At 50.6% G+C, this 13,503-nt stretch carries 12 protein-coding genes; 2 read left to right on the forward strand and 10 right to left on the reverse strand.

Going from position 1 to position 13,503, the window contains the following annotated elements; genetic code table 11:
- The 8 genes from HYQ67_RS06190 to HYQ67_RS06225 form a co-directional block, all read right to left on the reverse strand.
- Positions 1-1,442 (reverse strand): OmpA family protein (locus HYQ67_RS06190; protein ID WP_202302430.1); only part of this gene is annotated, 1,442 nt, incomplete at its 3' end.
- 3 nt (positions 1,443-1,445) lie between these two features.
- Entirely contained in the window at positions 1,446-2,099 is a 654-nt protein-coding gene (gene tssL / locus HYQ67_RS06195) for a type VI secretion system protein TssL, short form (protein WP_202302433.1), read from the reverse strand.
- The gene (gene tssK, locus HYQ67_RS06200) at positions 2,096-3,433 is read right to left on the reverse strand and encodes a type VI secretion system baseplate subunit TssK (RefSeq protein ID WP_202302435.1); all 1,338 of its coding nucleotides are present in this window, start codon (positions 3,431-3,433) and stop codon (positions 2,096-2,098) included. Before tssK ends, tssL begins: the two co-directional genes overlap by 4 nt.
- 18 nt (positions 3,434-3,451) lie before the next feature.
- Positions 3,452-5,002 (reverse strand): type VI secretion system contractile sheath large subunit, encoded by a 1,551-nt coding sequence (gene tssC / locus HYQ67_RS06205; RefSeq protein ID WP_202302437.1) that lies wholly within the window; start codon positions 5,000-5,002, stop codon positions 3,452-3,454.
- A gap of 40 nt (positions 5,003-5,042) precedes the next feature.
- A complete protein-coding gene (gene tssB / locus HYQ67_RS06210) occupies positions 5,043-5,540 on the reverse strand; it encodes a type VI secretion system contractile sheath small subunit (protein WP_202302439.1) in 498 nt (165 codons plus the stop codon).
- A gap of 449 nt (positions 5,541-5,989) precedes the next feature.
- Positions 5,990-6,310 carry a hypothetical protein gene (locus tag HYQ67_RS06215; RefSeq protein ID WP_202302441.1) on the reverse strand — a complete coding sequence of 107 codons (321 nt, stop codon included), beginning with the start codon at positions 6,308-6,310 and terminating at the stop codon, positions 5,990-5,992.
- A 22-nt stretch (positions 6,311-6,332) separates the two neighbouring features.
- Complete coding sequence (locus HYQ67_RS24190) at positions 6,333-6,968, reverse strand: amidohydrolase family protein (protein ID WP_202302443.1); 636 nt, start codon at positions 6,966-6,968, stop codon at positions 6,333-6,335.
- 41 nt (positions 6,969-7,009) lie between these two features.
- Positions 7,010-7,279, reverse strand: a complete 270-nt coding sequence (locus HYQ67_RS06225) for a hypothetical protein (protein ID WP_202302445.1) — start codon at positions 7,277-7,279, stop codon at positions 7,010-7,012.
- Between the two features lie 582 nt (positions 7,280-7,861).
- Between HYQ67_RS06225 and HYQ67_RS06230 the strand changes: the two genes are divergently transcribed.
- A complete protein-coding gene (locus HYQ67_RS06230) occupies positions 7,862-8,044 on the forward strand; it encodes a hypothetical protein (protein WP_202302447.1) in 183 nt (60 codons plus the stop codon).
- Positions 8,045-8,330: 286 nt separating this feature from the next.
- On the opposite strand, the gene HYQ67_RS06235 is transcribed toward HYQ67_RS06230, so the two are convergent.
- Positions 8,331-10,487, reverse strand: coding sequence for a dihydrolipoyl dehydrogenase family protein (locus HYQ67_RS06235; RefSeq protein ID WP_202302449.1), 2,157 nt, complete (start codon positions 10,485-10,487; stop codon positions 8,331-8,333).
- Positions 10,488-11,174: 687 nt separating this feature from the next.
- On the opposite strand from HYQ67_RS06235, the gene HYQ67_RS06240 reads away from it, so the two are divergent.
- The gene (locus tag HYQ67_RS06240) at positions 11,175-12,074 is read left to right on the forward strand and encodes a LysR family transcriptional regulator (protein WP_202302451.1); all 900 of its coding nucleotides are present in this window, start codon (positions 11,175-11,177) and stop codon (positions 12,072-12,074) included.
- A 314-nt stretch (positions 12,075-12,388) separates the two neighbouring features.
- On the opposite strand, the gene HYQ67_RS06245 is transcribed toward HYQ67_RS06240, so the two are convergent.
- Positions 12,389-13,450 carry a DUF4331 family protein gene (locus HYQ67_RS06245; RefSeq protein ID WP_202302453.1) on the reverse strand — a complete coding sequence of 354 codons (1,062 nt, stop codon included), beginning with the start codon at positions 13,448-13,450 and terminating at the stop codon, positions 12,389-12,391.
- Between the last annotated feature and the right edge of the window lie 53 nt (positions 13,451-13,503).

A 13,503-nucleotide genomic window follows, 5' to 3' on the forward strand; every position in this document is an offset into this window, starting at 1 on the left:
GTATGTCCGGCCACCACAATCAGCCAGCCCGGTTTGGCCTTAATGCCAACCAGCGAATTCACCAGCATTTTGGTGGAGCCGGTTTTCAGCTCTGCCTTGCCGGAATCGAACAGCGACATGCTGTCGAGACGGATGGTTTTCGGACCCTGAATGATTTTCTTAATGACCGGTGGAGGCGGTGGAGGTGGAGCCCAGTCGCTGACGGCGGCCTCAACGGGTGGAACCAGGCGCAGTCCCTGATACAGACCCAGGCGATAACGCAGTGGCTCCCCGCGACGCTGCCAGTCGTCCAGCAATGCGCCATCGGCCCTGAGACGCTGCTGGGCCCGCAGTTTCGGGGCAACAGGCTTACCCGTCAGCTGGTGATATAACGCAAGGTGATCGCCAACATTACGAATGAGGCGCTGGTTGTTCATCCAGGACGCCAGCATGGCCAGCGCCAGGAAAATTCCCCCCAGTAATCCGGCATAGCGCCAGAACACCATTCTGCGGCTGACACCCCGTCGGCGTGGTAACGCCGGTAGCAGCAGTTCAGGTAACGGCAGTGGCCCGGTGGTGACAACGGCATCCGGTGGCAGCGCCGTCACGGCAGTGATGTGCTGTTGCCAGAGATTGCCCGCGATACCGCTCACCGGCACCATGCACATACCCTGCACGCAGGGCTTCATCACCGGCAGCTCGCCCTGTCGTACCGACAGCAGGTCATTCACCGCGCTACTCTGCCAGGCAAGCAGACTGTCCAGCCACAGGCCCTGGCTCAGACGCGGAAGACGCCCGTCTGAGCCGGTCTCCCGGGTCCACTCCGTCAGTGACACATTGCCCTGTCCCGGCTGATACACCTGAATACCATTCCTCTGGTTTACCGTGGTAAACCAGACGGGCTCTGCCTCCGCGCAGGCCACTGGGGGCGATACCCAGGTCACGGTCCACAGCGGGGGGAGAGTGCCAAATGCTGCACGGCACTGGACGACAGCACGCTGCCAGCCCCGCAAAGACTGGGTAAAATCATCACCGGATGTGTGCAGCTCAGGCACCACCGCCAGCATGACGGAGATTTGCGACACCAGGGCCGGACGCATCAGGCTCAGGTGCAGTGCCAGGAGTGGCAGCTGTTCTGCATCCTTCACCCACAGATACCAGCCCTGCCGGGTTTCCCGATGACGGGAACCGGACACAAACAGCGGGGCATTGTCGCCACAGACGAGGATAACCGCCCCCTGAAAATCTTCCGGCGGCAGGTTTTCATCCACAATTTCCCGGACAGCGGTCGCCCGCGCCTGAGAAGCCCGACGCTGACGCCAGAGCATCACCCCGGACACCAGAACAACCAGCAGGCTGAGTACCACACGGCTCCCCGTGGACAGAGGCCAGAATCCCAGGATGAGCCACAGCGCCAGTACGGCACCCAGGGCAGTTAACAGACTTCGGTACGCATCCCGCATCGCTTACCCCGGCTTCATAGTCTGGCTTACCAGTTCAGTAAGCGAAGACGAAAGGAAGAACCAGAGAGCCGCGAGAGCGACAACGGCCACAACCCAGGTCAGCCAGTACCAGCGACGACCGCTGCGCAGGCGTGATGCCCGGGCAACAATGGGGGCGTCCTGTGCCAGCGTGAAGGCCGGCACCCGTTCCGCGAGCACGCGAACAATATCTTCCCGACGATTATCATCCTGGGCGCGATACTGACCGACGAACCCCAGTTGCAGAGTCCGGTACATACAGGTCAGGACTGCGGCGTCAGGGGCGGTTTCTTTCAGCAGATTTCGGATCCTTTCCCACAGCTCCTCACCGGCATTGAGGGTGCCAAAGAAGTGTGCCTGCAGCGGGTCACGGCGCCAGGTCAGGTAACCATCATCGGTGGTTCCCCGGTTCATCACGCTCTCATCAAGCAGTGCACACAGGGCATACACCATATGGTCACGGCTGATGTCGCTGTAACCTGCCTCCGTAAGCGCAGCCTTCGCCTCCTGCACCAGGCGGCAGGCCCGACGATAGAGCCCTTCCCCGTCACGGACTTCCTGACCGCCCCGCAGCTGGCTGGCCATCAGCCAGCCCGGGTAGAAAATACGTTCAATCTCGCTGGTATCGGATTTATTCATGAGCGCAGCACCGCAAAGAGTTCAAGATTCACATCCCCCAGTGAGCGCGGGGTGTAGAAGGTGCAGCTACCCATCTCAAGCATCGTCCGTGCCGCCTCAGTACTCAGATCCAGCGAGAAATACTGGTTCTCAAGGCGTAACGGGATAGCGGCCGGAACATGAGTCAGCGGCTTGATAACCATCCCGCTCAGAGCCACATTCACTACATCCGACACATCATCAAAGCTGCCCGCTTTACACAGCTGCGGGAATTTCGTCTGAAGTTCATGATTCGGCATGGAGGAGCGTACGGAGAGGTAGAAATCTGCCCCTTCGCGCAGGCGCGCATCGTGCAGGGCACCTTTCCAGATCTGGTCCTGATGCTCCAGGTGGATACTCACCACCCGCGACGGCAGGCTCGCTTCCAGCAGCTTATCGAGCAGTGCCAGCAGCGGCGGGAATACCCGCTCCGGTCCATCGTGCTGATAAACAGGAATATCCCCGGCGTCGTGCTCCAGTGAGAAGGTCAGCAGGCTGCCGGCCAGACGGGTCAGCTCCCGGTACAACAGTTCCGGGTGACGCTCAGGCGTCTGCAGCAGTTCCGTCAGCACCGGCTCGGCGCTGTTCAGGGCATTGAGCAACCAGAACAGGGAGACATCCGCGACCGCAAAGTCGGCCATCCGCTCATTGCTTTCACGACGCATGGCCATCAGGCGACGACGGCGGGCCTGCAGACGAACCAGCAGATCGCCCAGTTCGGTGGCAAGCCACGGACTGGCAGCAACGGAAAGCATTGGCGGAATAAAGGCCGTGTCACGGCTCCACTGTCCCTGCGCATTACGTACCAGCCGGGCCACCGGACAGGTCAGGTAGGCGGTGTTTTCCTGGCTGGACAGGCGCAGGGTCAGCGCATTACGCAGAATCGCAAGCTCCCCGCTTTCATGACCGGCCAGCTCCTGCACCACCACACGCTCAGCTTTCCAGCGACGCGGGCGCTCACTGTCCTGGCCGTTATCGAGGTTGCCACCATTCGCACTCAGCAGCGGCAGCGCGACAACCACGTCAACAGCCTCACTGCCGGCGGCAACTGACAAATCACAGACCGGAGGAAGCGTGTCTGCCAGGTCAGTATCAACAAGGGTACCGTCCTGAAAGCGCACCACCAGACGGGTGGCGTTCAGGCGCGAGAGCGCCAGTGCGGCATCATCAAATTCTGCCGCCACCACGCCCCAGGGATGAGAAATACCCATCCGGGCGACCATGTCGGCAACGTGTTCACTCCAGCGAGCCTGCTGCTGGAACTGTTGCGGGGCCAGAGCGGCCCCATCCTCCCAAAGTGGGCGGTAAATTTTCATCCCTGATTTCCCCTCGCCTTACGATTTGGCTTTCGGCATCTGAGAAACCAGTGACAGGTTGACGTCCATCCCTTCCACCTGGAAGTGCGGAATGGCGTACAACTTCACGCGGAAGAAGCCCGGGTTATCCTCAATATCTTCTACCGTCACTTTTGCATCGCGCAGCGGGTGAGAAGCCTGCAAATCGTCACCCGGATCGGTCATTTCAGTCACCAGACTGCGCACCCAGGTATTCAGCTCCAGCTCCAGCAGACGACGGTCTTTAGTGGTACCGATGTTTTCACGCTGAATAAGCTTCAGGTAGTGGGCGATACGCGACAGCAGGAAGATGTACGGCAGGCGCGCGTTAATACGGCTGTTGGCAGTAGCATCAGCCGTGTCATACAGCGCGGGCTTCTGGGTGGAGTTCGCCGAGAAGAAGCAGGAGTAATCGCGGTTTTTGTAGTAGGACAGCGGGATGAAGCCGAGGTTAGCGAATTCAAATTCGCGGGTTTCCGGGATCATGACTTCGGACGGGATCTTCACCTGATTGCCGGTACCCAGGTCATACAGGTGAATCGGCAGATCCTGCACGGCACCACCGGCCTGCGGGCCACGGATTTGTACGCACCAGCCGTTGTTGATGAAGCTCTTCACCATGTTGGCGGCAAACGCGAACGACGCATTGGTCCACAGGTATTTGTCGTGATCCGGGCCTTTCACTTCTTCGACGTAGTTGAAGCTGCGCACCGGCACGGTGTCCGGACCATACGGCAGACGACCCAGCACGCGCGGCATCACCAGACCAAGATAGCGGGAATCGTCCGTCTCGCGGAACGATTTCCATTTGATGTACTCGGCACGGTCGAAGTAGTTGCCGATATCTTTGATGGCGGCAACCTGCTCCATATCGTCTTTTAAAAAGAATTTCGGTCCCGCGGAGCCGATAAACGGCATATGGGCAGCAGCGGAAACTTTTGATATATTACGCATCAGCGCCACATCCTGAGCTGACGCATCAAATTCGTACGCAGAGATGACCGCAGCAATGGGCTCCCCGCCAGGGGTGTCATATTCGGCGATGTAGGTCTGCTTGTACAACCCGCTCTGGATAATTTCCGGGCAATCCTCGAAATCCTGACGCAACTCTTCTTTAGATAAATCAAGTAGTTCCAGCTTAACGTTCTGCCTGAAGTCGGTTTTTTTCACCAAATCCTGCAGTCCGCGCCAGACCGATTCCACTTTCTGGAACTCTTCGTTGTGCATGACTTCATCGAGCTGGCGGCTGATCTGGAAATCCAGTTCAGCGATGTGGTGATCAAGCAGGGTCTTATCAAGCTTTTCCACTTTCTGACCTGACTTCTGCAGGCACTGCATAAAGACCTGTACCGCGGCGGTCACACGGGCGTTTGTCGACGTTTCAGCCATCACCGTATTATCATCAAACCCATTAAGCGAGTTCATTTCGGCGACCGGCTCCAGGTTTATTTTGTCGAACAGTGAGGCATATACGCCGCCGGCTGGCAGTATTTTTTCAATGGTCGCGCCCGTCACCGGGTTCTGGGATTCGTTATTGGCTGACATAAGCATTATTTCCAGTTATTCCGTTAATGTTTCCAGTAGTACGTTATTAATCCTGGGACGGGGAAAGGGCATTAAGTTCGTTACGCAACTCATCACTCAGAGTCGGGTCTTTCAGAATCTTTTCAAATTCTTTCTTGAACGTAGTATTGTCGAGAAGATTGGATTTGAGGTCGCGCAGTAAATTACGCATGGCGAGCATGGCTTTCAGCTGTGGTATTTGGCGGGCTATCTGCTCTGGCTCGAAATCTTTCATATTCTGGAAGCTCAGGCGGACATTTTCTTCAGAGCCGTCATCGGCGAGGGTATTTTTTACGGTGAGACTGACTTCGGGGTTCAGCTCAGATAATACCGAGTCGAAATTATTTTTATTAACATTCAATTTACTTCTTTCTGACAGGGTACCGGTAGCTTTACCGTTGCTGAAGTCGCCTACACTCAGTAACTTAAGGGGGAGTTCAACTTTCTTTTGCGCACCTCCCGTGTGTAAATCTAACGAAATGTTAACGCGCGCCTTCGGGATTTCATTCTGAAAGCTTTGGCTCATCCGCTCATTCTCCATTTAATGTGTAATTGGGCTTCCTGCCAGATAAAGAGCATGCAACAGATATAACGGCAGGCCATTTATTTTTACACTTCTCGATACCGCACGTAAACAGGACAAACCCGAATTAATTACTCCCGGGAATTCTGCGTCGAATGCCAGAATGAGCTTAAAACCGCATGAATAGCGGGATTAATGGTAAATCCCAAAGATTGACTTCTAATAAATAAAATTTACTTTTAAACTTCTTTCATGATTTTTTGGGATTTTTTGTGACTCAAATCACTGGCGTGATTTATTAAGAAAAAAGAATAAGTCCAATATCGGACTAATAAACAAACGTAACTATTCAAAAATATGTTCTATACCCTGCGAAACTTTTAAGCCATCCTTTATCACATAAATAAGCACAGCTTAATTGAAATTAGTGGTGACAGCATTATCACTCATTTTCAAACTGGGTTTCCCATACGAAGAATGGCTTCGCTAATGGAATGGCCCCCCACGACGGTATCACAGTGCGAGCCTGTCACTAATGGCGGTTTTTTATCATTCAGTCCTTCACGCCGACCAATTAAATTACCAGCCGCATCCTGGGATACGCTAAGACCGGCAGCTTTAAACTCGTCTCGTAACCAATTTCGGGCTTCAGAAAATTCAGTTGAAAAAGCACTACGAGTCCAGGGGATATCTGCTTTCGTGAACGATGAGAGCATCTTCACCCGCTGCCATAAACGTTCGGCGCTAATGGGCGGCCAGGTAATCGTATTCATGATTGTTGCCCTTCCTGAACCTTTACTTTTTTGCCATGAGGCCGCAGAAAATTACCATAACCAGGTGCACTGGCAATTTTGTGCCCATCAAAAACCAGTGCTCCACGACAATACGTTGCCGCAACCCGCACGGTAAACTCCATCCCTTCAAACGAACTCCAGGGCTGTTCGACGGGTCGTACTTATAGCAATCAGGTTTAAGGATCACGATATCGGCATCCGCACCAGGGTTGAGCGATCCCTTACGGCCATCGAGCAAAAAGTGACGCGCGGGATTGCTACTTAGCTGGCGTGTCACCATGCTTGGGGAAATCCCCCTGACCTGACAACCAGTCCAGAACGCCGGCAGCAGAGTTTCAAGTCCCGGCCCACCAGACGCATTCTTAAATACATTGGGGTTCTCCTTACGCTCAAGGCCCCAACTGACATGGCCTGAGGAGACGGAGGTACAATCGTTATTGGCGATATGTTTCCACAGTTTTTCGGTTTCCGCTTTGGGACGGATGGGAGGATAGTGTTTGGTTCTGGCACCGAAACGCCGTGTATGCTCTTCATGATTGAGCATAAGATACTGAATACAGGTTTCAATGCTGCTGATATGTCCGGCTTGTCGATACATCTTGCATAGCTCGAAACCACGATCGGTGGAAACATGCACAACGTGAGCCCCCCCCCTCGATCAAACCAAGTGAAAACGCTCTACTTCTCGATGATAAGTTCCTGATAAATCCCTTCATCTTTCTCTGCATCTTCCTGCTGTGATACCTGAACGATACGCCATCCCTCTGTGCTTAATTCGGGAATCGTTCCTTTGACTTTCTCATCGCAGGTAAACTGCGTTTTATTCGATAAATTACTGATATTTCCCTGGTGATCCGGTTGCGCGGCCTTAGACTTACACACCAGCGCACTGCCCGCGTTCGCCGTTCCCGTTAATAAAAGCATGGCCACAACTATTAAACGCATCATCTTTAATCTCATCCTTTTTTGTTACAAAAATTCGAATATAGTCCCATAACAACAATTTAAGCTTAAACGAACGCGCCATCACAATTAAAAACAACTTATTATCGATTACATTTTAAAAAAATTGAATTCAATGCTGATGTAGAGGGCGTGTGCATCCCATCAGGAGGATGTATAAACAAAATACCGAGCGATGAAAAAGAATCATACTTCGAGTGCTGAAATAAAATCTGATTAACCATCAAGGTGAATTATCCTCCATGGACATTTCATTATTCAAAGTTCGCCCCACGGCGGGCTTATCATCTCAGGGCAATAATAGTCAGTCTATACAATCAGTTGATTTAAAAGCCCCCTACCCTCGTCTATTTTTAAACTTTAAACCAAACCACTTCATTTAATAAAAGATACGTTCACAAAAAATTACTCAGGGTATTCCGAGGAAATGGATGAAAAATGAATGACAAGTTGATTTATCTCAGGTATTAAAATAACATTATCTGCCAGTATCAATGACTACCACCGTTTGCTTCCAAAGTTGTGCCTTAACTGTATCAATAGCACTTGCCCCAGAAAGGATGACCTATGGCAAAGAGTAAGGAAAACTCCGATGAAGACTTTATCGAAATGGTAGGCCTCTGCTTTTCTGAGGATTTCTCATCACGCAAAAAAATAGATGCATTAATTAACTCGGTTTTTGACAATGAGAATGCTGAAAACACTCCGCTGGCTAGCGGTGAGGTGCAAAAAACTAAATATTCTATTTAATGTTGTGCACTTGTTCGTTCTGTTAATCATTCCTATCCTTACTCTTACTGGAATAGCAGAAGCTTGAACAGCTAAATCAATCTATCTGACCGCCACTAACTCATCGGGAAGAGTAAGTGACTTCATGTCATAAGCACGGGGTTCGAGGCCCCGGTGGCGGCCCATTTCTTCCCTTCGGTTCATGCCTGCCAGTAGCGAGCTTTCGCTGTGCTATTTCCAATACTTTGTCGGGTACCCGTCATTTGGGACTGATGATAATTTTCGTCACATTGCAGGATGACTGCCATCAGGATTTTTTACCCAACCGCCAGCGGTGGAAACGCGCCAGGATATGCAGAGTACGCCTGGGGGCGTGTGCCTTTTTCCATGCGCCGGCAACGTATTTATTGGCTTCACTCAGGGTAGGATAAATATGGATAGTGCCCAATATCTTGTTTAGCCCGTAGCCATTTTTCATGGCGGTAACGAACTCCGCGATCGACTCACCGGCCTGTTCACCGACGATAGTCACGCCCAGAATACGGTCCCGGCCAGGTTCGGTCAGGACTTTGATATACCCGTGTGCAACGTTTTCCGTAATTGCGCGATCCAGCTCGTTGAGTTCAAACCGTGTCACCTCATACGCGATCCCCTTTCGCCTGGCTTCCTGCTCATTGAGTCCTGCACAAGCAACTTCAGGAGCAGTAAACGTTGCCCGGGGCATTAACCGGTAATCCACTTTGAAACGTTTAAACTGGCCGAACAGACCATTCACCGCGGCAAACCAGGCCTGGTGAGCCGCAGCGTGGGTGAACTGGTAAGGCCCGGTGACATCTCCCACAGCAAAAATATGCGCGAAGCGTGTCGCCAGATACTCATCTGTCTCCAGGGTTCCGTCGTCTCTGACGGCAAGCGAGAGCGTCTCCAGGCCAAAGCCACTCACATTTGCCCTTCGCCCCAGAGCCAGCAGGACACGATCAAAGGGCAGCGAGATTTCAGTATCACGTTCTTCGTTATAGCAAACGAGTCGCTGCACGCCTGCTTGCGTTTCAAAACGTACCGTTTGCTGACGCAGGTGCACACACACGCCATCTGCAATGAGGGCCTGCATGACGGCCTCGCTGGCGTCGCTGTCTTCGCGCTTTAACAGGCGTGCGCCGCGTTCAACCAGCGTCACGTCGCATCCCAAACGCTGGAAAGCCTGCGCGAGCTCGCAGCCGACGGGGCCTCCTCCCAGGATCAATAATCGCTGTGGTTTTTCGCGTAATGACCAAATCGTGTCGGTAGTCAGGGCGTCAACCTGTTCCAGGCCGGGTATCTGAGGAATAAATGGCCTTGCGCCAGTGGCAATAATTAACGAGCGGGCAGTGAGATGTTGACCGTTGACTTCGACACTCCAGGGAGACGTAATCGTCGCTTTCCCCTGGATCACTTCAACCCCCAGCTGAGAATAGCGCTCGACAGAATCATGAGGCGCAATACGCTCAATCACCTGCTGCACACGTTCCATGACAGCCGCAAAATTCACCTCAAAGGAAGCGTGACTTAGCCCCAGTAATTCAGCCCGTTTCAGGTCATTGGCCAGTCGCGCCGCGCGGATTAATGCTTTTGAAGGCACACAACCGGTGTTCAGGCAGTCCCCGCCCATCTCGCTCTTTTCGATTAGCGTGACTTTCGCTTTGACGGCCGCCGCTATATAGGCCGAGACTAAGCCGCCCGAACCGGCGCCAATCACCACCAGATTGCGATCGAAGTGCGCTGGTTTGCGCCATCCGGCACAGCGCTGACGTTGCTTGAAAAGATCAAGCGCCTTACGGGAGACAAGCGGGAGCAGTGCCAGCAGAACAAATGCCCCAATCAGCCCGGGGGTCACTATTCCGGCAAGCGAGGTGATTTGTGCAAGTTCGCGGCCCGCATTCACATAGACCAACGTGCCAGGCAGCATCCCCAGCTGGCTGACCCACCAAAAAGTACGTACCGGCAGGCGAGTAAGCCCCATCGTCAGGTTGATAAGGAAGAAAGGAAACACCGGCACCAGGCGTAGCGCAAACAGGTAGAACGCACCATCCCGCTCGATCCCTCTATCAATCGTGCCAATTCGCTGTTGAAATCGTTGCTGAACCCAGTCACGAAGCAAAAAGCGGCTCAAAAGCATTGCCAAAGAAGCTCCGAGTGTGGAGGCAAATGAAACCAATAGCGTTCCTGCCGTCAGGCCAAACATGGCTCCCCCAAGCAACGTCATCAACGCAGCTCCGGGTACAGATAAGGCGGTAATCAGGACATAGAATAAGAAAAAAAGGCTACCTGCCGACCAGGGATTCCGAATAACCCAACTATTCAACATAGCCTGATGGCTCTTCAGTGCCGCCAGATTCAGATAATCTGCTGCCGGGGAGAAGATAAAGATAATCATCACCAGGAAAACTATTGCCAGTACAATAATTTTATTTTTCTTCTGCATCATGCTCATTATCCTTCTACTGGTCGACAAAAAGAACTCAAAAAAATATATTCCCGATGATGCATTATCAAGACCGGCTGCTCGACACCTGGTCCTTCCAGCACTCTATCAGAGCAATCCCTTCTGACGATAGAGTGGACAAACGAAGATGATATTTCCTGGTGAGCGAACCAGAGCATTAATTAACATATCATAACTGTTTCCCTGGCAGATGATATCATGATGGTGAGCAGACCTGACAGACACTTGTCAGAAAATGAATCCTCTGCAAGGGGTGACAAATGAATCAACATCGAGATGATTTTAATTTTAGAAATTTTGTTTTTCATCCCCAGTAAAACAGTCAAAATACTATTTTTCATTACGTTAATATGGCACCATAGATGCCAAAAGGGCCTTCAACTACAAAAATCACTCACACTAATTACCTCCCTTCATAATAATCCCTGCACTTATTTTACTTCAGGCTGCATTTATAAAGAAAAAAATCACTTCATTAAAGTGTTATTGTAATTTACTTATCACGACAAAGTCACAGCCGTATGTTCGATTGGGTCTCAATAACTTATCCTCTGCTTTATCAGCATCACTACTGACAATGACACACACGGCAAGTCAGCGAAAAAAAATACACCTGCAAATTAAATCATCGAAAAATAAAATTTCATATACCAAAAAGAGAGTAACAACATGTTTGATTCAATCGATATAAAAGTACTGAGGGCTGTTTATTTATTAATGACCTGTAAAAGCGTAAAGAAAACAGCCCAACTCCTTGATGTGACACCCGGTGCCGTAAGCTATCTATTGAATAAAGCCAGAAAAGAAACCGGCTCTGTTCTTTTTTTGAGAACGAAAGCTGGCATGATCCCTAACGATATAGCTAATGAGCTTGGGCAGCGTTATCTCAGCCTTTCCAGGCACTTGAGTGATAGCCACCAGACTGATTCATCCAGTGACAGAAAAATATCTATCTGCACCGACTCTATAGTGGAGTTTTTAATCTCAAAAAAAGTATCTGAAAGGAAAAATTACCCGCGACAGATCAGTTTTTTGCCATCAGAAATGGATGATGAAAACCGCCTTCTCGGACTGCGTTGTAAAAAGGTTGATATCGATGCCGGTACCCGACTGCCGCCCGACAGCCACATTGTCCAGAGTTTATTATTTTCCGGCGGTATGAAAATTTTGATGGCTAAAGATAACCCGTTGGCCAACGATGAGTTTACGCTTAAACAATGGAAAACGTGTCGTCATGTGCACTGGTCACGAAAGATAAACTATCTTTACGATGACAAAAAACAGGCCGGGCGTTTTAACAATTTAATGGACAAACGTAAAGTCAGGGTGATGTCCGGTGACTCTCTGAACATGGTGATGGCCTGCGCTTTCTCCGATCACATCATATTGATGCCTGAGAGTCTTTCCCGTTTGATAGTAAAAAGATTACCCATGATTGAACATTCCCCACCACCAGAATTAAACATGCACGTTAACTATTATTTACACTATAACCACAACGCCGCCAATGATGAACAACTACAGGACATCATGAAGACATTGCGGAATATTTTTAAACCTGATGAGTAGAAGTGTTATCGATTTTAAATCGCAGTGATAGCATGTTCCGGCGCTGACAACAAAAAATACAGGTGTATTGCTGGCGTTCTTTTAGCAGGTTTATTAAAGGAGCATGATGGTTAGTCAAGCCTTTTGACCATGCAAAAAAGCACCGAACGATTATCTCGCCGGTGCTTTGCCGATGTTTTGACTAACCCGCAATGTTTTGTCGCAACAGTCTGTCGTAAAATTTAAAAAGGCTATTATAGCAAATAACATATCACCGCGAGTTTCTAAAAGGCCTTCACAAATAACGGATGCATAGTTTCCGTAACCATGCCCGCTTATTCAAAAGGAGCCGGAATCAGATACGGAAAATAATGCGTATACATCTTTTTATTGGTCACCCGCTGGTCGACTGGCTCGCCTAATAGCAGCGTCAGCATTTCACTCATGGCATCATCACTCAGACTGCGGCCATTGATCGCCCCTGCCGTGAATCTTGCCGCGGTCCAGGTGTAATAGGTAATGACATCCGGCACCAGCATACTGGCGACTCTATCGCCATAAGCCTGAGGGTCTTTTTGGCTGTTGGTCACGCTGCTGGTATGGGCCACGCGGGCGGAAACGTATTTGCTCATATCCTGCATATTGCCAGGGCGGCTCCGGTTGTGTTCTGATTTTAATGTTTTATTGTCATCAAACATGAAATAAGAGAGTAGCGGCAGCGCCGAATACTGCACTTGCTCCCAGCTGGAATCCTTTGGCACTGCGGTGGTCATGAACACATTAACTGTTTTCCCCAGCAGCTTATTAGGGACATCCAATACGATGGCAGCACATTTTCGGCCAGAAAAACTGTTCTTCCCTTTTGCTGACGCCCAGATTGCGGGATCATAAGTTCCTTTGGAGAGCTGCTGTTGCAGGCGTTCTACGCCCTGGGAGTTGGCAAAGAAGGGATCTTTCACCACGCCAGCCCATACCCGAACACCTTCAGCCAGCGCGGTTTTTTTATTTAGTTCCCCCGTACCAATTGGCTGCCCTTTTTCCCCGACGGGTGCATCAGGTGCAGCTAATCGATAGACAGTGTATTCCCCATTGTTATTGAACATCAGCGAGAAGGTCTGGCCTGTCTTAAATTTAGCATCATTGGCAATATGGATGTTATAAAGGACACCTGGTTTAAAAACACCATCAGGAGCATTTTTGGGTGACGGGTTAACGTCCATGATGAAAGAAGTTGCATCCACAAGCGATGACTGGAAAACATAATTATCAAGTTGGATAATCCTCGTGTCCGTCATCTCATCTGCTGAATCAAAGTGTTGGCTGGCGAAGGCTCCCCAGGTCCATAAAAGTGAAGTAATCAGTAGAGTAAATTTAAGCACAGGTGTTTGTATTTTCATAATTATTCCTTAATTAGTCTACAGAAAATATATAAAGCTTCCCTGTTGGAAGT

The organism is Dryocola clanedunensis subsp. sulfonylureivorans (assembly GCF_016756775.1).
Taxonomy (GTDB): Bacteria; Pseudomonadota; Gammaproteobacteria; order Enterobacterales; family Enterobacteriaceae; genus Dryocola; species Dryocola clanedunensis.

Coding starts and splice junctions, on each gene's coding strand:
- tssL (WP_202302433.1), bottom strand. CDS start 2,099: ATGAATAAATCCGATACCAGCGAGATTGAACGTATTTTCTACCCGGGC.
- tssK (WP_202302435.1), bottom strand. CDS start 3,433: ATGAAAATTTACCGCCCACTTTGGGAGGATGGGGCCGCTCTGGCCCCG.
- tssC (WP_202302437.1), bottom strand. CDS start 5,002: ATGCTTATGTCAGCCAATAACGAATCCCAGAACCCGGTGACGGGCGCG.
- tssB (WP_202302439.1), bottom strand. CDS start 5,540: ATGAGCCAAAGCTTTCAGAATGAAATCCCGAAGGCGCGCGTTAACATT.
- HYQ67_RS06215 (WP_202302441.1), bottom strand. CDS start 6,310: ATGAATACGATTACCTGGCCGCCCATTAGCGCCGAACGTTTATGGCAG.
- HYQ67_RS06225 (WP_202302445.1), bottom strand. CDS start 7,279: ATGATGCGTTTAATAGTTGTGGCCATGCTTTTATTAACGGGAACGGCG.
- HYQ67_RS06230 (WP_202302447.1), top strand. CDS start 7,862: ATGGCAAAGAGTAAGGAAAACTCCGATGAAGACTTTATCGAAATGGTA.
- HYQ67_RS06235 (WP_202302449.1), bottom strand. CDS start 10,487: ATGATGCAGAAGAAAAATAAAATTATTGTACTGGCAATAGTTTTCCTG.
- HYQ67_RS06240 (WP_202302451.1), top strand. CDS start 11,175: ATGTTTGATTCAATCGATATAAAAGTACTGAGGGCTGTTTATTTATTA.
- HYQ67_RS06245 (WP_202302453.1), bottom strand. CDS start 13,450: ATGAAAATACAAACACCTGTGCTTAAATTTACTCTACTGATTACTTCA.